16 protein-coding genes, 1 pseudogene and 1 riboswitch are annotated in these 18,882 nt (G+C 75.1%); of the genes and pseudogenes, 12 read left to right on the top strand and 5 right to left on the bottom strand.

Annotation, left to right across the window (positions count from 1 at the left end; translation table 11 throughout):
* Window positions 1–62: 62 nt before the first annotated feature.
* The 3 genes from GKE82_RS31010 (at window position 63) to GKE82_RS30165 (ending at window position 3,167) form a co-directional block, all read left to right on the top strand.
* A complete protein-coding gene (locus GKE82_RS31010) occupies window positions 63–1,607 on the top strand; it encodes a D-glucuronyl C5-epimerase family protein (RefSeq protein ID WP_154734773.1) in 1,545 nt (514 codons plus the stop codon).
* Between the two features lie 13 nt (window positions 1,608–1,620).
* The gene (locus GKE82_RS22005; protein WP_107570261.1) at window positions 1,621–2,790 is read left to right on the top strand and encodes an ArsA family ATPase; all 1,170 of its coding nucleotides are present in this window, start codon (window positions 1,621–1,623) and stop codon (window positions 2,788–2,790) included.
* 251 nt (window positions 2,791–3,041) lie between these two features.
* Entirely contained in the window at window positions 3,042–3,167 is a 126-nt protein-coding gene (locus GKE82_RS30165) for a hypothetical protein (RefSeq protein WP_255450744.1), read from the top strand.
* 21 nt (window positions 3,168–3,188) lie between these two features.
* Here GKE82_RS30165 and GKE82_RS22000 read toward each other — a convergent pair whose 3' ends face one another.
* Window positions 3,189–3,836, bottom strand: coding sequence for a TetR/AcrR family transcriptional regulator (locus GKE82_RS22000; RefSeq protein ID WP_196189376.1), 648 nt, complete (start codon window positions 3,834–3,836; stop codon window positions 3,189–3,191).
* A gap of 98 nt (window positions 3,837–3,934) precedes the next feature.
* Between GKE82_RS22000 and GKE82_RS21995 the strand changes: the two genes are divergently transcribed.
* Window positions 3,935–6,064, top strand: coding sequence for an MMPL family transporter (locus GKE82_RS21995; protein ID WP_196189375.1), 2,130 nt, complete (start codon window positions 3,935–3,937; stop codon window positions 6,062–6,064).
* Here the strand turns inward: GKE82_RS21995 and GKE82_RS21990 are convergent.
* A complete protein-coding gene (locus GKE82_RS21990; protein WP_154734770.1) occupies window positions 6,061–8,127 on the bottom strand; it encodes a CocE/NonD family hydrolase in 2,067 nt (688 codons plus the stop codon). The two genes, GKE82_RS21995 and GKE82_RS21990, sit on opposite strands and share 4 nt — an antisense overlap.
* Window positions 8,128–8,229: 102 nt before the next feature.
* On the opposite strand from GKE82_RS21990, the gene GKE82_RS21985 reads away from it, so the two are divergent.
* Genes GKE82_RS21985 through GKE82_RS21975 form a run of 3 tightly spaced genes read left to right on the top strand, consistent with a single transcriptional unit; the run spans window position 8,230 to window position 10,515 of the window.
* Window positions 8,230–8,460 carry a hypothetical protein gene (locus tag GKE82_RS21985; protein ID WP_107570265.1) on the top strand — a complete coding sequence of 77 codons (231 nt, stop codon included), beginning with the start codon at window positions 8,230–8,232 and terminating at the stop codon, window positions 8,458–8,460.
* Complete coding sequence (locus GKE82_RS21980) at window positions 8,453–9,325, top strand: hypothetical protein (protein WP_154734769.1); 873 nt, start codon at window positions 8,453–8,455, stop codon at window positions 9,323–9,325. Before GKE82_RS21985 ends, GKE82_RS21980 begins: the two co-directional genes overlap by 8 nt.
* Window positions 9,326–9,366: 41 nt before the next feature.
* Window positions 9,367–10,515: a serine protease gene (locus GKE82_RS21975; RefSeq protein ID WP_154734768.1), complete on the top strand. Its 1,149-nt coding sequence runs from the start codon at window positions 9,367–9,369 to the stop codon at window positions 10,513–10,515.
* 15 nt (window positions 10,516–10,530) lie between these two features.
* Here the strand turns inward: GKE82_RS21975 and GKE82_RS21970 are convergent, their stop codons facing one another.
* A complete protein-coding gene (locus GKE82_RS21970) occupies window positions 10,531–10,785 on the bottom strand; it encodes a hypothetical protein (RefSeq protein ID WP_107570268.1) in 255 nt (84 codons plus the stop codon).
* A 37-nt stretch (window positions 10,786–10,822) separates the two neighbouring features.
* On the opposite strand from GKE82_RS21970, the gene GKE82_RS21965 reads away from it, so the two are divergent.
* The 5 genes and pseudogenes from GKE82_RS21965 (at window position 10,823) to GKE82_RS21940 (ending at window position 17,487) form a co-directional block, all read left to right on the top strand.
* Complete coding sequence (locus tag GKE82_RS21965) at window positions 10,823–11,716, top strand: MoxR family ATPase (protein WP_154734767.1); 894 nt, start codon at window positions 10,823–10,825, stop codon at window positions 11,714–11,716.
* Window positions 11,717–11,725: 9 nt separating this feature from the next.
* Entirely contained in the window at window positions 11,726–13,174 is a 1,449-nt protein-coding gene (locus GKE82_RS21960; RefSeq protein ID WP_233243908.1) for a VWA domain-containing protein, read from the top strand.
* A 59-nt stretch (window positions 13,175–13,233) separates the two neighbouring features.
* Window positions 13,234–14,795 (top strand): annotated as a pseudogene (locus GKE82_RS31670) (alkaline phosphatase D family protein).
* Between the two features lie 28 nt (window positions 14,796–14,823).
* A riboswitch (TPP riboswitch) is annotated at window positions 14,824–14,936 on the top strand.
* Entirely contained in the window at window positions 14,924–16,447 is a 1,524-nt protein-coding gene (locus tag GKE82_RS29225) for an ABC transporter permease subunit (protein ID WP_230316254.1), read from the top strand. (Overlaps the previous riboswitch by 13 nt.)
* On the top strand, window positions 16,444–17,487 hold the full coding sequence (locus GKE82_RS21940; RefSeq protein ID WP_154734766.1) for an ABC transporter substrate-binding protein: 1,044 nt from the start codon (window positions 16,444–16,446) through the stop codon (window positions 17,485–17,487). Before GKE82_RS29225 ends, GKE82_RS21940 begins: the two co-directional genes overlap by 4 nt.
* A gap of 32 nt (window positions 17,488–17,519) precedes the next feature.
* Here GKE82_RS21940 and GKE82_RS21935 read toward each other — a convergent pair whose 3' ends face one another.
* Window positions 17,520–18,428, bottom strand: coding sequence for a DNA-3-methyladenine glycosylase (locus tag GKE82_RS21935; protein WP_154734765.1), 909 nt, complete (start codon window positions 18,426–18,428; stop codon window positions 17,520–17,522).
* Entirely contained in the window at window positions 18,425–18,787 is a 363-nt protein-coding gene (locus GKE82_RS21930) for a hypothetical protein (protein ID WP_154734764.1), read from the bottom strand. The genes GKE82_RS21935 and GKE82_RS21930 overlap by 4 nt, the downstream gene beginning before the upstream one ends.
* Window positions 18,788–18,882 lie beyond the last annotated feature (95 nt).

The raw sequence follows: 18,882 nt of genomic DNA, 5'->3' as shown, positions 1-18,882 counted from the left end.
CAAGAATCGGACGTGCAACGCAGGCTGCGGCCCGCGGCGGCGGCGAGCGTAGCATCGGTCCCGTGCGCGCCACGCCGATCGCCCTGCTCGCGGCCGCGCTCGTCGCCCTGGCCCTCGCCGGCCCCGCGGCCGGCGCCCCGCTGCTCGTGCTGGAGCCCGACGGCCAGGTGACCGCCCGCGACGACCGCTTCCTTCCCGCTCCCGACCGACCGGTCGGTCGGGTCACCGCCCCGGCCTCCGCGACGGCGCCGGACGGGGCGGTCGGTCGCGCGGCGCGCTCCCGGCGGACCGTGCGCGGCGAGCTCGCACGGCTGCGCGACGCGGGCGCGATCGACGCGGCGACCCACGACCGCCACCGCGACACGTGGGACGCCGCGCAGCGGACGCTGCGACGGCTGACCGGCCGCCGCGCGGTCGAGCTGCGCGGGGTGCTGCGCACGGTCGACGAGGTCGCCGCGGCCGGCGCGCTCACGGCCGCGCGGCTGCCGGCCGTCTTCCAGACCGTCGCCCGCAACCGCCAGTGGTGGGCGGCCGGACGGCTCGTCGGGTACGGGCAGCGGGTCGCGTTCTCCGGCAGCCGGCTCGTCTGGCAGAGCTACCCCGGCCAGGGCATCCAGCTGCAGTGGCTCGGCACGTTCGGCAAGGCCAACGGCCTGTTCCTCTCGGGCGACCACGATCCCGAGCTGCGCGCCCTGCTCGACGAGGCGGTCGCCCTCGCCACCCCGCGGGCCGGCGGCCTGGCCTGGGAGTCCTGGTTCCGCTTCGACGGCGGCCGGCCGCCGTGGGTCAGCGCGCTGTCGCAGGGGACCGCGGTCCAGGCGCTGTCGCGCGCCGCGATCCGCCTCGGGCACGGCCCGTACTTCGACACCGCGCGGGCCGCGCTGGGGATCTTCCGCACGCCCCCGCCCACCGGCGTCCGGGTCGCGACCGACGCCGGCGCGCACTACCTCATCTACTCGTTCGCCCCGCGGCTGCGGGTGCTCAACGGGTTCGTGCAGTCGCTCATCGGCCTGCGCGACTTCGCGACCTTCGCCAACGACGACGGGGGCCGCGCGCTGTTCGCCGACGGCGAGGCGCAGCTGCGGCGCGAGGTGCCCGCCTACGACACGGGTGCCTGGTCGATGTACTCGCAGGCGCGCGAGTCGGACCTCGGGTACCACACGCTGCTGCGGGACTTCCTGCGCAACCTCTGCGGCCGCCTGACCGACGACACCGCGCGGGCCGCCGCCGCCCAGGCCGCGGGCGGCGCGACGGCGACGCCCGCCGTCCCCGACCCGGCGCTCTACTGCGGGACCGCCGAGCGCTTCACCGGCTACCTGCGGACACGGCCGGTGGTGACGCTGCGGGCCGCCCGCCCGGCGCGCGCCCGCGCCCGGCGCGGGGTGACGGTGCCGTACGTGCTGTCGAAGATCTCGACGGTCACCACGCGCGTCACGCGGGCCGGCCGCCCGGTCGCGGGCCGGACCGTCCGCCTAGGGCGCGGCACGCAGGCCCTGCGCTTCACCCCGAAGGCTCCCGGGTCCTACGCGATCAGCGTCCGGGCGGTCGACCTCGCGGGCAACGCGACGATCGTCTCGGGCGCGGTGAAGGTGGCGTCCGCGAAGTAGCCTTGCGGGCTCGATGCCGCCGCGCACCATCCTCTACACGGGCAAGGGCGGGGTCGGGAAGACGTCGGTCGCCGCGGCCACGGCGCGCGCGTGCGCGGCCGCCGGCCGACGCACGATCGTGCTCTCGACCGACCCCGCGCACAGCCTCGCCGACAGCCTCGGGCAGGACGTCGGCGGCGAGCCGACCCCGGTCGGGCCGCTGCTGGACGCCCAGCAGGTCGGCGCGCAGGAGGAGATGGAGCGCAACTGGGCGGCCGTGCAGGCCTGGCTCGGGCAGATCCTCGTGGAGCGCGGGGTCGACCGGATCAGCGCCGAGGAGCTGACCGTCCCGCCGGGCCTGGACGAGCTGTTCAGCCTGCTGGCGCTCAAGCGCCACTACGAGGAGGGCGCCTACGACGTCGTGATCGTCGACTGCGCGCCGACCGGGGAGACGCTGCGCCTGCTGTCGTTCCCCGACGTCGCCCGGTGGTGGCTGGAGAAGGTCTTCCCGCAGCAGTCGCGCCTGATGGACGCCGCCCGGCCGTTCGCGCGCGCCGTCCTGGACGTCGCACTGCCCGGCGAGGCGGTGATGGAGGACGTCCAGCGGCTGATCCGCAACCTCATCGCGATGAACGAGATCCTCCGCGACCACGAGCACGTCTCGCTGCGGCTGGTCATGAACCCGGACCGGATGGTCATCGACGAGGCACGCCGGACGTTCACCTACCTGAACCTCTACGGCTTCCTCACCGACGCGGTCGTCGTCAACCGGGTCTTCCCGCAGGACGTCGGGGCGTACTTCGGCGCCTGGCGCGACCGCCAGCAGGAGCAGCTCGTCGAGGTGCAGGAGGCCTTCTCCCCCGTTCCGGTGCTGCGCGCCCCGTACTTCGACCGCGAGGTCGTCGGGCCCGCGATGCTCGACGAGCTCGGCGGGGCGCTGTTCGGCGACCACGCCGCGGACGGCGTGCTGCACGGGTCCGTCTCGCAGGAGCTGACGGTGCGCCGCGACTCGGCGACGCTGCGGCTCGACCTGCCGTTCGCCGAGAAGGGCGACATCTCGCTGAAGAAGATCGGGCTCGAGCTGGTGGTGCGCGTCGACGGCCACAAGCGCACCCTCCTGCTGCCGCCGGCGCTCGCGGACTATCGTCCGTCGGGGGCGTCGTTCGCCGACGGCGCCCTGCACGTGACGTTCGCCCATGACTGACCGCCCCGACGACGACCCGCTCGACGAGCTCCGCCGCCGCATCCAGGACACCCAGGAGGCGGCCGAGCGCCCTCGCGGGCGAGGCCGCGGACGCGCGGGCAGCGCACGAGCAGGGGCGCACCCCGCCGGCCGGCTGGCGCACCGGCGGCGACCGCGAGGCCCGCGCCGGGGAGCTGCAGGCGCTCGTCGCCCTGCTGGAGTCGCTGCGCGCGCTCGTCCCCGCGGAGCTGCAGGAGCAGCTCACCGAGGTCGTGCGTCAGGTCCTGCTGCTGGTGCGCGCCCTGATCGACTGGCTCGTGGAGCGCATGGGTCCGGCGTCGGCGACGCCGCGACCGGCAGGCGCCGGGCCGGACGTGCAGGACATCCCGATCGTCTGAGCGACGGTCGGCGGTCCCGCGTCAGGGACGAGGCGCGATCCAGGCGTCGTAGATCATCGCGGCGAACGTCTCGTCGCTCGGCCAGGTGAGCTTCGGGTCGTCGTCGATCGTGCACAGCATCGCGAAGCCGTGCATCGAGGACCAGACGCCGATGCCGAGCGCGGCGGGGTCCCCGGGGCGGCCGAGTCCCGCGGCCTGGCAGGCGGCGATCGCGCCGACGAGGTCCTCGAAGGCCGCGCTGCCGGAGCTCGACGTGTGCTCGGGGCTCTCCGCGTGCTGGCGCTCGTGCTCGTCGCCGAAGATCACGCTGTAGATCGCGGGCTCCTCGCGCGCGAACCGCAGGTAGGCGATGCCGAGGGCCTGCAGGCGCCCGACCGCGTCGTCGGCGGGCACCCGCTCGGCGGCGTCGTGCAGGGCGGCGCGGAAGCGGACGAAGCCGTGCTCGATCAGCTCGTCGATCAGCGCGGGGAGCGACTCGAAGTGCAGGTAAAGCGCCATCGGCGAGACCCCGGCGCGCTTGGTCACCTGGCGGATCGAGAGCTTCGCCGCCGTGCCCTGCTCGTGGACGAGCTCGCTCGCGGCGTCGAGCAGGTGCTCGCGCAGGAGCTCGCCGTCGCCGCGGGCGGCGCGAGGCCGGGCGGCTGCGGTGGGACGGTCGGACGGGGCCACAGGTCGACTATACCCACAACCCGGACAACTTGACACCTGTATATCTACGTCTGTATATGTACGGCCGTCCAGTCGCCCCTCCTCCTCCAAGGACCTCCATGTCACGCCTGCTCGACCTGCTCATCACCCGACCCCGCCGCGCCCTCGTCGGCGTCGTGCTGCTCATCGCGTTCGCCGGCGCGCTGGGCGGCCCCGTCTTCGGCGCCCTCCAGGACGACGGGGGCTTCGTCGCCCCCGACGCCGAGTCCGTCGCCGCCGTCGAGCGGATCGAGCGGGCCACGCAGACCGAGGTCTCCCCCTCGGTGATCGTGCTCCAGGAGACCCGAGACCGTGCCGCGGTCGCCGCCCTGGACCGCGAGCTGCGCACCGTGCCCGGCGTCGCCGCCGTCAGCTCGTTCGCCACCTCCGGCGACCGCGCGCTCCTCTCCCGCGACGGCGGCACCGCCGCGCACGCGGTGCTGCTGCGCGCCGACGCCGACGACGACCTCGTCGTCTCCACGCTCGAGTCCCGCTTCGGGGACCGCGAGGGCGTGCTGCTCGGCGGCAGCCTCGTCGCCCAGACGCAGATGGGCGACCAGATCTCCGAGGACCTCGGCCGCGCCGAGACGATCGCCTTCCCGATCCTCGTCCTCCTGTCGCTGCTGTTCTTCCGCGGCCGTCGCGCCGCCGTGATGCCGCTCGTCGTCGGCATCGCCACCGTGCTCTCGACGTTCCTCGTGCTGCGGCTCGTCAACGCGGCGACCGAGCTGTCGATCTTCGCCCTCAACCTCGTCATCGGCCTCGGGCTTGGCCTGGCGATCGACTACACCCTGCTGCTGCTCACCCGCTACCGCGAGGAGCTCGCCGAGCACGGTCCCGGCCGGGCCGCGATCGCCGCGACGCTCGCGACCGCCGGCCGCACCGTCGCGTTCAGCGCCGCCACCGTGGCGATCGCCCTCGCCGCGCTGATCGTGTTCCCGCTGAACTTCCTGCAGTCGATGGGCATCGGCGGTGCCGTCGTCGCGATTGTCGCCGCCGTGCTGTCCCTGCTCGTCACCCCGGTCTTCCTCGCGCTGTGGGGCGAGAAGCTCGCCGTGCGCGACACCGGCGAGGAGGCCGCCACCCGCTGGTACCGCATCTCCCACGGGGTCATGCGCCGCCCCGGGCTGATCGCGCTCGCCACCGCCGCGGTCATGGTCGTCCTGACCCTCCCGTCGCTCGGTGCGCAGTGGGCGCCGGTCGACCAGACCAGCGTCCCGACGTCGCTGAGCTCCCGGCAGGTCGCCGACACGCTGCAGCGCGACTTCACCGCCACCGACAACGACCCGATCACCGTCGCGATCGGCGGCACCGACCGCCAGGCCGTCGGGGCGCTGGCCCGCACCGTCGCCGACCTGCCCGGCGTCGTCCGCGCGCAGGCCCCGGTGCAGCTGGCGCCTGACACCTGGCAGCTGACGGTCACCGCCCGTGACGGCCGCGCCAGCGACACCGCGCAGCAGGTCGTGCGCGAGATCCGCGAGCTGCCGACCGCGCTGGAGGTGCAGGTCGGTGGCGTCGCCGCCGAGTTCCTGGACCAGCAGGCCTCGATCGGCGACCGGCTGCCGCTCGCGCTCGGCATCCTCGCCGTCCTGACGTTCGTCGTGCTGTGGCTGATGACCGGCTCGGTGATCCTGCCGCTGAAGGCGCTGGTGATGAACGCGCTGACCGTCGGCACGACCCTCGGCGTCCTCGCCTGGATCTTCCAGGACGGTCGCCTGGAGGGCCTGCTGGGCTACACGAGCAACGGCGGGATCGAGGCCACCGACTTCGTCGTGACCGCGACGCTCGTGTTCGCCCTCTCCACCGACTACGGCGTGTTCCTGCTCGGCCGCATCAAGGAGCTGCGCGACCGGGCGCTGGCCTCCGGCGAGCCGGTGGACGAGCGCGAGGTCGTCGCGATGGGCGTCGCGCGGACCGGTGCCGTCGTCACCGCCGCGGCGATCCTCCTCGCCGTCGCGATCGGCGCGTTCAGCACGTCCTCGGTGCTGTTCATCAAGCAGATCGGCGTCGGGGCCGCGGTCGGCGTGCTCGTCGACGCGTTCATCGTCCGGACCCTGCTCGTGCCGTCGCTGATGGCGCTGCTGGGCCGCTGGAACTGGTGGTCGCCCGCCCCGCTCACGCGCCTGCACGCGCGGATCGGGTTCTCCGAGGAGGGCCCGGCCCGCAGCGCCGTCCGGCCCACCGCGACGCCGAGCCCGACGAACGCCTAGCGGCGCGCGCAGAGACGGTAGGTCCCCGTGCGGGTGATCGTCCGGTCCCGGGAGGTGCGCAGGCGCACCCGGACCCGGACGGTCCCGCGTGGGAGACCCGCCAGGACGACCGTCGCGCGCAGCGACCGGCCGCGACGGACCGTGCGCCGCCGCCCGTCGACGGTCGTCTCGACCCGTGTGATCCGCTCGCCGCGGCGCAGCGGCACGCGGAACGTGACGGTCCGGCGGCTCGTGCAGGTCCGCGCCGCCGCCCGCTCGGCCTCCAGGCCGGTCGGCAGGCCCCGGTCCCCCTCGACGGGGAGCACGAGCGTCCCCGGTGTGGTCGCGTCGGTGAGGACGCGGACCGCCATCGGGACGGTCCCGCCACGGTAGGCGGCGTCGCCACCGGCGAGCACGAGGCGGATCGTGTGGCCGCGCCGGTAGCGGTGCACGACCCCCGGCAGCTCGATCTCGACCGGCTGCGACGGGTCCGCGATCCGCACCGGGGAGATGAGGCGATGGGTGAGCTCGACGGTGCCGTCGGGCGCGACGTCGTAGAGCTTGGCGAACAGGACCGGCATGAACGCCGGGTCGGCGGAGCGCGGGGCCTGCACGCGCACGGTCAGCCGCGGGACGCCGACCGAGGTGACGTCGTCCGGCAGCGGCGCGGTCGACCACGCCGCGAAGGTCCCGTCGAGGTCGCGGACCGGCGGCGACTGCGTGAGCGCGCTGAGCTCGGTGAAGCTCGTCGGCAGGCTCGCCACCGTGGTCGTGAAGGCGGCGGCCCCGGCCCGCACCGGCTCGCCGCCGGGCACGAGCGCGTCCGTGCCGCTGAGCCGCAGCGTGCGCGTGGCGCCGACCGGATAGGCGGGCGCGGCGGCGTAGGCGGCGCCCGCGTCGCCCTCGTAGTCGACCCAGTCGCGGAAGAACTGGAAGTCCTGCGGCGGCCGGGGACCGCGGTCCTTCAGGTAGTGCTCGAACCAGGCCAGCGACTGCCGCGTCTCGTAGCCGCGCTCGGGCTCGGCGGGGTCGATCTCCCCCGGGGCGGCGCCGCCGCTGTGGCCCCAGCGGTGCCAGAACAGGCGCACCGGCACGCCGCGCGCCCGGAGCCCGCGGTAGGTCGCCAGCGACTCCTGGAGGTTGAAGAGGGTGTCGGCCTGCCCCTGCTGCAGGAACGTCGGGATGCGGACGCGGTCGAGGTACGTGGCGACCGAGGCGTGTCGCGCGAACGCGACGGTCGCCGGGCTTGGATGGCCGGTGGCGTCCATCTCGAGCTTCGCGCGGCAGGCCTGGTCGGCGAAGTTCGGGCACGGCAGCAGCCGGGCCGGGTCGTCGAGCGCGTACTCGACGCCGCGGAGCAGGCCGACCGAGAAGAACAGCGTCGTCCAGAGCGTCTTGTGGACGCCCGGTGTCGCGGCGCTCACGCCCTCGGCGAGGCTCGTGTTGTTCGGGGCCAGCGCGTAGGAGAGGTCGTTCCAGGTGATCTGCGGGACGATCGTGTCCAGCCGCGGGTCGACGCCCGCGACGGCGAACTGCACCTGCCCGCCGTAGGAGCCGCCGATCATCCCGACGCGCGGGTCGTGCTCGTACGGCCGGCCGTCGCTGCCGCGCGCGTCGCGGCGCACGACCTCGATGCGGGTCCCGTCGGTCGCGGCGCTGCCGCCGCCCAGGAACGTGATGAGCTGCTGCCCCGCACGTCCGTCGAAGTCCGGATCGTCCAGCGTGATGCGGCAGCGGGAGCCGCCGAAGCCCAGGCCGGAGTAGGACAGCACGACGTAGCCGCGGCGGGCGAACGCGCGTGCCGCCGGCGCCTGGTCGTCCTTGGACCCGCCGAAGCCGTTCGTGGTGAGGATCGCCGGGGCCGGGGTCGCCGCGGTCGCCGACCGGGGCACGTAGAGGTCCCCGACGACCTCGCAGCGCTGGTCCCCCTGGGGGCCGACGCGGGTGTCGAAGCGCAGCGTCTTGACCGTGAACGGCTCGTCCTGCGCGCGGGCGGGGGCGGGCGCGCAGGCGGCGACGAGCGCGGCCGACAGCAGCGACAGGGCCGCGCGGCGCGGTGCAGGACGGGACCCGGGGGTGCGCATGAGGGTGAACGCTAACGTTCAGACAGGTGGCCGTGCGGGCGACGTCGCGGGCCGCTGCAACGACGCGTTCGTGCCGCCGAGGCCCCGCGCTACGATCGAGCCGTGTCCGCCGCGCCCGCAGATCGCCTCCGCACCCTGCTGCTGCGCGCCGACAACCTGCTGAAGAACACGCCCGACGCCACCGTCGCCGACGACCGGGCCGAGCGCGCCCGCGAGGCGCTGCTCGAGGCCCGCGAGGTCGCCCGCGACCCGTCGGTCGACGACCGCGTGCGCGACCTCGTCGAGCGGCGACTCGCCGCCCTGTCCGCCCTGACCGCCGACGCCGATGGCTGAGCCGGGACCCGCCAGGACATCGGGCTCCGGCGGGGCGGCACAGCGCGCCGGGCGCTTCGCCGCCGGGCTCGCCGGGCGGATCGCGCGGTCGTTCGCGCAGCTCGAGCCTGCGCAGCGCCTGGCGGTCTACGGCGCGCTCGCGATGGTCGTGACGATGTTCCTGCCCTGGTACTCGAAGTCGGTCACCGCGATCGTCACGCAGGGCCGCGACCAGGCGCTGGCCAAGAGCACCGACACGCTGTCGGCGTGGACCGCGTTCTCGTTCGTCGAGGCGGCGACGCTGCTGGTGGCGGGCTCGGTGCTGCTGCTGCTCTTCCGCCGCGGCGAGGGCCGCGCCTTCCACCTGCCCGGCGGCGACGGGACCGTCATCGCGGCCGCGGGCGGCTGGGCGGCGTTCCTCATCTTCTACCGGCTGCTCGACCAGCCCGACGAGGAGACGACGCGCACGCTCGTCACGACCTACGGGCTGCGCTGGGGCATCTTCCTGGCGCTGGGCGCCGCGATCTTCCTCGCCTCCGCGGGCGTGCGGCTGCGCGCCGCGCGCGTGCTCGAGCCGCCGCTGCCCGCCGCGGTGCGCACGCCGCGACGCCCGGTGCCGCCGGTGATCGACGCCGACCCCGTGCCCGCCGCGGCTCCCGCGCCCGCCCCGGCCGCGCCGCCCGGGGCACCGGTGGCGGAGGACCCGCCGACCGGGGCCACCCGCGTGGACAGCTCGCTGCAGCCGACGCGGGTCGCCCCCGACGGGCGGCCGCGCGCCCGTGCCACGGCGCCCGCCCCGCCCGCGCGCCCGCCGGCGGCCCGCCGCGATCCCGCCGATCCGGGCGACGCCGGCGGCCAGCTGAGCTTCGACGAGCGCGAGATGTGAGCTGCGGCGCCCGCCGACCCGCGGGCGCCTATCGTGCAGGCATGCGCCGCCCGCTGCTCCTCGCGCTCGCCGCGACCGCCCTGCTGGCCCCGGCGACGCCGGCGCACGCGATCGTGGGCGGCGGCCCGCCGACCCGCGCCTATCCGGCGATGGCGGCGATGGAGCAGGAGGGCCGGTTCATCTGCGGCGGCTCGCTCGTGCGGCCGACCTGGATCCTCACCGCGGCGCACTGCGTCGACGACGGCTCGCGCGTGACCCCGGCGACCGATCTCGCGTTCGTCCTCGGGACCGCCGACCGCACCGACGTGCGCACCGGCGAGCGGATCCCGGCCCGGCGCGTGATCCGCCACGAGTCCTACGGGACCCCGGTGGGCGCCAGCAACGACGTCGCGCTCGTCGAGCTCGAGCGCGCCCCTCGCGGCGCGCCGATCCGCGTCGTCCAGCCGGGACAGGAGTCCCGGTGGTCCGCCGGCACGACCGCGACGGTGATCGGCTGGGGCAGCGCGAGCTTCCAGGCGCCCGCCACCAACCCGAACCTGCAGCAGGTCGAGGTGCCGATCCAGAGCGACCGCACCTGCAACGCGACGTACCAGAACACCTTCGGCTACGACCCGGCGACGATGCTCTGCGCGGGCAACGGCCTGGGCGGCCGCGACTCCTGCCAGGGTGACTCGGGCGGCCCGCTGATGGTGGAGGACGGCGGCGCTCCGCTGCTCGTCGGGGTCGTCTCGTTCGGCCTGGGCTGCGGCTTCCCGACGCAGTACGGGGTCTACGCGCGGATCGGCGCCCCCGACCTCGCCGCCTGGATCGTGCGCAACGCGGGCCCCGATCCGTCGGCCGTCCCGACGGCCCCGGCGCCCACCCCCTCCCCCGCGCCCGCCAGCCCGACGCTGGCGGCGGAGCGCGTGCTCGGCCTGCGCCGCGCGAACCGCTCCCGCACCGGCGCGCTGCGGCTGAGCCTCGCGGTCCGCCTGCCGGTCACCGACCTGCGGATCACCGTCCGCCGGGTGCGGGGCGGGGCCGCCACGACGATCGCCACCGCCCGCCGCAGCCGGGCCACGCGGTCCTTCACCGCCGCCGTGGCGCTGCCGCGCGCGACGCGGCCCGGCCCGCTGCGCGTCACCGTCCGCGCCCGCGACCTGACCGGCCGCGTGGTCGGCTTCACGCGGACGCTGCGCACCCGCGGCTGAGCGGCCGCGGCGCGCTCAGCGCTTGCAGAACTGCGCGTAGTCCGGCTCGTCGCTGCACTTGCGCGGGTCGCGCTTGTCGTCCTGGTAGGACGCGAACCCGAGCACCATCATCAGGCCGGTCGCCAGGAACAGCGCCCCGATCCCGAGCGCGGCGACGCGCATGTTGCGCGCCATGTGACCGGCGATGGCGAGGACGACCCCGAACGCCATCAGACCCAGCACGGGGGCCGCCGAGATGGCGGCCGTCACGACCACGGCGCTCGGGGACACGGTCCGAGGATCGCACACCGATATCGTGTCGCGTCTCATGCCGACTCCCGTCACCCCTGAGTCCGTCGAAGCGCTGTCCGCAGGCCTGCTGGCCACCGGCTACCTGCCGGGCGAGTCGACCGCGCTCGTCTCCTACCTGGCCGCGCAGCTCGGCAAGCCGATCCTCGTCGAGGGTCCGGCGGGGGTCGGGAAGACGCAGCTCGCGAAGGCGCTCGCGCAGTACACGGGACGCGAGCTCGTGCGCCTGCAGTGCTACGAGGGCCTGGACGAGTCCAAGGCGCTGTACGAGTGGAACTACCGCAAGCAGCTGCTGCGCATCCAGGCCGAGGGCCGCGACGAGTCCGGCTGGTCGACGGTGCAGGACGACATCTTCGGCGAGGAGTTCCTGCTCACCCGCCCGCTGCTGCAGGCGATCTCCAGCGAGCAGCCGGTCGTGCTGCTGATCGACGAGATCGACAAGACCGACCAGGAGTTCGAGGCGATGCTGCTCGAGATCCTGTCGGACTTCCAGGTGTCGATCCCGGAGCTCGGGACCGTCACCGCGAGCTCGCGGCCGATCGTGCTGCTGACGTCCAACAACTCGCGCGAGCTCACCGAGGCGCTCAAGCGGCGCTGCCTGTACCTCTGGCTCGACTACCCCGAGCTCGAGCACGAGCTCGAGATCGTGAAGCTCCACACGCCGGAGCTGCCCGACGCGGTCGGCCGCCGGCTCGTCGAGATCGTCCAGCTCGTGCGCGACCTCGACATCAAGAAGCCGCCGAGCATCGCCGAGTCGATCGACTGGGCCCGCGCGCTGCTGCTGCTCGGGGCCACCGACATCGACGCCGAGACGTTCAAGAACACGATGTCGATCATCGTCAAGCACCGCACCGACCTCGACGTCGTCAGCGAGCGCGTCGGCGTGAAGCTCACGCCCGGGCTCGCCTCGTAGGCGGCGACCGTGCCCGCGCCCCCCGCCCCCGGTCCCGGCAAGCGGACGCCGAACCCGCGCCAGGCCGCCCTGTACGCCCGCAGCGCCGAGCGCCAGGACGGGATGGCGGCACGGCTGCTGGAGTTCGGCGAGGAGCTGCGCGGCGAGGGCGTCGCGGTCGGCACGTCCGAGCTGCTCGACGCGTTCTCGGTGCTCGACCACGTCAGCTGGACCGAGCGCGACGTGTTCCGCGAGGCGCTGTCGACGACGATCGCGAAGTCCCCCGAGGACCGGCGGATCTTCGGCCAGGTCTTCGACCGCTTCTTCTTCCGCGCGGCCGAGGTCGCCGCCATCGAGGAGGGGGTGCGCGAGGAGGGCGGCATCGACTTCGAGGGCGCCGGCGAGTTCGACATGGAGGAGCTGCGCAAGCTCATCGCGCAGGCCATCCAGGACGGCGACGGCGACGCGATGTCCGACCTCGCGCGGGTGGCGATCGCCGCGTTCGGCCAGCAGGGCGAGGGCTCGGGCGTGGTCGGGGTCGACGTCCAGCGGATCCGCCGCCAGCTCGGCCTGCGCGCCGAGCCGCAGCCGGAGCTGCCACAGGACGACCCGCGCCACGAGGGGCTCCCGCGCGACGAGATCCGCCGCTTCGAGCAGCTGCTGCGCCGCGAGCTCGAGCGCAGCCAGATCGAGCGGACCGAGCAGCTGCCGCCCGCCCGGCCGCTGAACGAGATCGACCGCGCGCTGCCGTCCGGCCCGCTCCAGGACCTCGCCGCGGTGCACCGCACGGTGATGCAGCTCAAGCGCCGGCTCAAGACCCAGGGCCAGGAGCAGCGCGGCTCGCGCCGCCACGCCCAGGTCGACGTGCGCAAGACGATGCGCGCGTCGCTGCAGACCGGCGGCGTGCCGGTCGAGCTGAAGTACAAGCCCAAGCGGCCGCGCCGCCCGGAGATCTACGTCGTCTGCGACGTCTCCACCTCGGTCGCGAGCGCCTCCGTGTTCTTCCTCAGCGTGCTGCACGCGCTGCACGACTCGTTCCGCAAGATGCGCTCGTTCGTCTTCATCGAGCGGATCAGCGAGGTCACCGAGGTCTTCGAGAAGGAGCGGAACTTCCGCGCCGTCAGCGAGGCGATCGGCCGCGACGCCGGGGTCGCCGACGTCTCCGGCTACACCGACTACGGGCGCGTCTGGCGCGAGTTCCGCGAGCAGGTCGAGGGCGACCTGCACCCGCGGTCGACCGTGATCGTGCTCGGGGACGCCCGCACGAACGGCCGCGACCCGGCGGCCGACACGTTCGGGCAGATCGCGGCGAAGGCCGGCCGGACGTTCTGGCTGAACCCCGAGCCGCGGCTGTACTGGAACTACGGCGACTCGGTGATCGCGACCTACGAGCAGCACTGCGAGGCGTTCGAGTGCTGGACGACGGCGCACCTCGAGGAGTTCGTCAAGGCGCTGACGCGCCCCGTGCACAGCGCCTGACGGGCGCCGTCACCACCTGATCACATGCGCGGCCTGTCGCACTTGACAGGCTCGCGGGCATGTCGATCACCGGAACCTGGGACCACCGCCCCATCAACCGCCGCCAGCTGCTCGGTCGCGCCGCGCTCGGCGCCGGCGCCCTCCTCGCCGCCCGCCCGCTGAGCGCCGGCGCGCTGACCCGCGGCCCGTTCTCCGACCCGCTGTTCACCCTCGGAGTCGCCTCCGGCGACCCGCTGCCCGACGGCGTGGTCCTGTGGACGCGCCTGGCGCCCGTGCCGCTGGCCCCGGACGGCAGCGGCGGCCTGCCCGCCCGCCGCGTGCCGGTCCGCTGGGAGGTCGCGCACGACGACCGCTTCCGCCGCGTCGTCCGGCGCGGCGTGACGCTCACCGGTCCCGAGGTCGGGCACAGCGTCCACGTCGAGGTCGAGGGACTCGACCCGGCGCGCGAGTACTTCTACCGCTTCCTCGTCGGGCCCCAGGAGAGCCCGACCGGCCGGACCCGGACCGCGCCCCGCCCGGGCCGCGGCGACCGCGTGCGGTTCGCCGTCGCCTCCTGCCAGCACTACCAGGACGGCTACTTCACCGCCTACGGCCACATGGCCCGGGAGGACCTCGACCTCGTCGTGCACCTCGGCGACTACATCTACGAGGGCGGCCCGGCGCCGACGAAGCCGCGCCAGCACGACGGCCCCGAGCCCGAGACGCTCGCCGGCTACCGCAACCGCCACGCGCTGTACCGCACCGACGCCGACCTGCGCGCCGCGCACGCCGCCGCCCCCTGGGTCGTGACCTTCGACGACCACGAGGTCGACAACGACTGGGCGGGCCTCTCCCCCAGGACCGCATCGGCGTCAACGCGACGACCGAGTCGTGGCTGGCCCGCCGCGCGGTCGCGTTCCAGGCGTACTACGAGCACCTGCCGCTCCGTCGCGCGCAGGTCCCGCGCGGGTCCGACATGCTGCTCTACCGCCGCGTCGGGTACAGCGACCTGCTGACGCTGAACGTGCTCGACACCCGTCAGTACCGCGACGACCAGGACGGTGCGCGCCGCCTCGACCCGGCCCGCACGCTCACCGGCCCGCAGCAGGAGCGGTGGGTGATCGACGGCCTGCAGCGCTCGCGCAGCCGCTGGAACGTGCTCGCGCAGCAGGTGTTCTTCGCCCAGCGCGACCTCACCGCCGGTCCCGCGCAGGGGTTCAGCGCCGACAGCTGGGACGGCTACGTCCCCGCCCGCGAACGGATCACGCGCGCCGTCCAGGACGGCCGCGTCGAGAACTTCGTCGTGCTCACCGGGGACGTCCACAAGCACTACTGCGCCGACGTCCACGCGGCACCGGGCGACGTCGCGAGCCCGACCCTCGGCAGCGAGTTCGTCACGACCTCGATCGCCACCGGCGGCGACGGGCAGGACATCAGCGCGGGCGGGCGCGCCGTGCTGGCCGAGAACCCGCACATCCTGTTCACCAACGAGCAGCGCGGCTACCTGCGCTGCGAGGTCGACCGCCAGACCTGGCGCGGGGACTTCCGCGTGGTCCCGTACGTGCGGACGCCCGGGGCGCCGATCACCACCCGCGCGTCCTACGTCGTGCAGGCCGGCCGGCCGGGGGCGGCCGCCGCCTGACGGCGGACCCCCGTAGTACGCTGACGGCGCATGTACACAGGGGTGCTGGGAAGATCGCCCGGCTGAGATCGACCCGCGCTGGGTCCGGACCCTTCGAACCTGTGGGGTAATGCCCGCGGAGGGAGCCGATGACCACACGCAGCGACGCCGGGGCGCAGACGCCGACGGCCACGGGCGCCCCGGGCGGCCCCGGGGCGGTCCGGCTGGACGGTGTCGCGTTCGCGCACCGGCCGCGTCGCGGCGGGCCGGTGCCGGCGGTCGACGGGCTGTCGCTGCACGCGGCGCCCGGTGAGGTCGTGGCGCTCGTCGGCCCCTCCGGCTGCGGCAAGACGACGCTGCTGGAGCTCGTCTGCGGCCTCGTCGCCCCCGACGCGGGGACGGTCGCCGCCGACCCGGCGGTGCTGATGCCCCAGCGCGACCAGCTGCTGCCCTGGCTGACCGCGCTGGACAACGCGGCGCTCGGCCCGCGGCTGGCGGGCGTGGGCCGGGACGCGGCGCGGACCGCCGCGCGGCCGCTGTTCGAGCGCTTCGGCCTCGCCGGCTTCGAGCAGGCCCGCCCGGACGAGCTGTCCGGCGGCATGCGCCAGCGCGTCGCGTTCCTGCGCACGCTGCTCGCCGGCCGGCCGGTGCTGTGCCTCGACGAGCCGTTCGCCGCCCTGGACGCCCTGACGCGCGAGGAGCTGCGCGCCTGGCTCGCCGGTGCGCTGGCCACGGAGCCGCGCACCGTCCTGCTCGTCACGCACGACGTCGAGGAGGCGGCCGTGCTCGCCGACCGCGTGCTCGTCCTCTCCCCCCCGGCCCGCGCGCGTGGTCGCCGAGGTCGTGGTCGACGCGCCACGGCCCCGGACCGGCACCGACCGCGCGGTGCTCGAGGTCCGCTCCGCCGTCCTGGAGGCGCTGCGCTGATGCTCGCCGCGCTGCTCGTGCTCGCGTTCCTCGGCGTCTGGCAGGCCTACACGTCGATCGGCGGGCCCGGCGAGCTGATCCTGCCCTCGCCGCTGCAGATCGGCGAGGCGCTCATCGACGACCGCGACCTGCTGTGGGACGACTTCCTCGTCACCGCGACCGAGGTCGGACTCGGCGTCCTCTGCGCCCTGGTCGTCGGCTTCGTCGCCGCGGTCGCGCTGCACCGCAGCCCGCTGCTGCGCCGCGCCACCTACCCGCTGCTCGTCGGCTCGCAGGCGGTCCCGATCGTCGTGCTGGCGCCGCTGCTGGTCTTCTGGCTGGGGTTCGGCCTGGGCCCGAAGCTCGCCATCATCACGATCATCTGCTTCTTCCCCGTGGCGGTCACGACCCTCGACGCGCTCGACCGGACCGACCCGGACCGGCGCAAGCTCCTGCGCACGCTCGGCGCCAGCCCGCGCCAGGTGTTCTGGTGGGCGGAGGCGCCGGCCGCCGCGCCGGCGGCGCTCTCCGGCGCCCGGATCGCCGTCGCGATCGCGGTCATCGGCGCCGTGCTCGCGGAGGACTCCGGGTCCAACTCGGGCCTCGGCCACCTGCTCAAGCAGTCCAACGGCCAGCTCGAGACCGCCCGCGCCTGGGCCGCGGTCGTCGTGCTGGCCGCGTTCGCCGTCACCCTCTTCTACGCCCTGGTCCTCGCGGAGCGCCGTCTCCTGCCGTGGGCCGCCCGACCCGGAGGATCCCCTCGATGACCCGCCGCTCCCCCGCCGCGCTGCTGTGCCTGCTGCTCCTGCCCGTCGCCCTCCTGCTGTCGGCCTGCGGGTCCAAGGAGGACGACATCGCGGGCACGCCGCAGACGCAGAAGCTGACGCTGATGCTCGACTACTTCCCCAACGCCGACCACGCGGGGATCTACGCCGCGCAGGCGTCGGGCGCGTTCGCGAAGGTCGGCCTCGACGTCGACATCCAGACCCCGTCGGACCCGTCGGCCCCGCTGAAGCTCGTCGAGGCGGGCCGCGCCGACCTGGCGATCTCCTACGAGCCCGAGCTGCTGCTCGCCCGGGACAAGGGCGCGAAGCTCGTGGCGGTCGGGGCGATCGTCAACAAGCCCCTGACCTCGCTGATGGCGTTGGGCAAGGAGAAGATCACGCGCGTGGAGGACCTGCGCGGCAAGACGGTCGGCACCGCCGGCATCCCGTACCAGGCCGCGTACCTGAAGACGATCCTCGAGGAGGCGGGCGTGCCGCCCGAGGACGTGAAGACCGTCGACGTCGGCTTCAACCTCGTGCCCGCGATGATCTCCGGGAAGGTCGACGCGACGCTCGGCGCGTTCTGGAACTACGAGGGCACGCAGCTGCAGCGGGAGAAGAAGGACCCGGACATCATCCGCATGGAGACCGTCGGGGTCCCGACCTACGACGAGCTCGTCGTCGTCGCCTCCGAGGAGACGACGAAGGACCGCGGCGCGCTGGTGCGCCGGTTCTTCCAGGCGCTGCGCCAGGGCACCGAGCAGGTCCGGGCCGATCCGGCGGCGGGCGTCACGCCGCTGCTGAAGGCCAACCCGGACCTCGACCGCGGCCTCCAGGAGGCGGTCGTGCGCAAGACGCTGCCGGTGTTCTTCCCGGCCGACGACGAGGACCCGTTCGGCTTCATGGATCCGTCGCAGTGGCGCGCCTACGGGCGCTGGATGCTCGACCGCGGGCTGATCACCAAGGAGATCGACCCGACGTCGCTGACGAACGAGTTCCTGCCGGGCGCCCCGATCGGCAACGAGCGCGAGGGCCTGGACTGAGCGACGGGACCGTCGCACCGCTCGCGGCCGGCTCAGGCCGCGAGCGCCTTCGGGCCGCTGGTGAGGACGTGCAGCAGATGCACGCCGGCGAGGCCCGCCCACGGGTCGTAGCGCGCCATGTGCACCCGCACCTCCTCCTCGGTGACGCGGGCGCGCGGGTCGCCGCCGGAGGTCAGGGCGCCGAGCGCCTTGAGGAAGCCGAGGTCCCCGGCGGGCACGACGTCGTCGCGGCCCTGCCCCAGCAGCGCGAGCACCTCCACGGTCCAGGCGCCGATCCCCGGGATCGCGCGCAGCCGCGCCCAGCCGCGCTCGTGGTCGGGGTCGTCGAGGTCGACGCGCCCGTCGGCGACCTCGCGCGCGACGCGGACGAGCGCCAGCGCGCGGCCCGCCGCGAGGTCGTAGGACTGCAGCCGCGCCGGGGAGAGCTCCGCGACCGTCCGGGCCGACGGGGCGTCGCGCAGCCCGGGCCACGCCCACGCCGGGGCGGGGCGGCCGTGCGCGCGGACGATGCGCCGCTGGATGCGCACGGCGCGGTCGTACTCGATGAGCTGCTCGGTGACTGCCCACGCGAGCGCCTCGAAGGCCACCGGACGGCGCCGGGCGCGCAGCCACGGGCGGCGCCGCACGCTCGCGCCGATCACGGGGTCGTCACGGAAGCGGGCGTGGAAGTCGGCGAGGTCGTCGTCGACGCCGAGCGCGAAGCGCAGCCGCTCCAGCCCGTGCTCGGCGTCGGCGCGGCGCCGCGCGCGGGCGCCGAGGACGAGGCGCCCGGGCTCGGGCTGCGCGGCCCGCAGCTCGACCGCCGACGGGCCGACGTGCACGAGGCGCAGCCAGACGTCGCCGCGGCGCAGCGCGAGCCCGTCCATGCCGCCACCGGGGAGCCGGACCGGCCAGGCCGGCCGGACCTCGGCGCGGACCTCGACCGGGACGGCCGCGCTCACCGCCGCCCGAGGACGTGCACGTCGACGACGTAGGTGCGCGTCTCGAGCACCTCGACGCCGTCCTGCCGCGCGCGGCCACGAGCCCGGCCGGCGGCGCGACCGCCGCCCCGGGCGGCGCGCACGAGCGCGGTGGTGGCGGCGCCGGCGACCACGGCGGTCGCGGCGACGGCGGCGGCCTGCACCGCGAGCTGGCGGGTGGTCGCGGGCGCGCTCACGGCACCGGAGGCCGGGTCGACCGCGGCCGGGGTGCCGGGCCGCCGGACGGCGGGGCGGGCGTCCCCGAGCACGGGCTCGGCGGTGACCTCCTCGGCCTCGTCGAGCGTGTCCTCGTCGGTCCCCGTCGGCGGCTGCGGCGGCATGCTCGCCCGAGTGTAGTCCCCGCGGCAGACCGCACGGGCCGGGTGACGCGCCCGGCCACGGAGGGCCGCCGCAGCGGTCGGTATTCTCCCGTACA

It is taken from the genome of Conexibacter sp. W3-3-2 (genome assembly GCF_009707605.1).
GTDB lineage: Bacteria > Actinomycetota > Thermoleophilia > Solirubrobacterales > Solirubrobacteraceae > Paraconexibacter > Paraconexibacter algicola.
The sequence above is the reverse complement of the archived record's forward strand: the minus strand, read 5'-3'. Positions and strand labels throughout refer to the sequence as shown.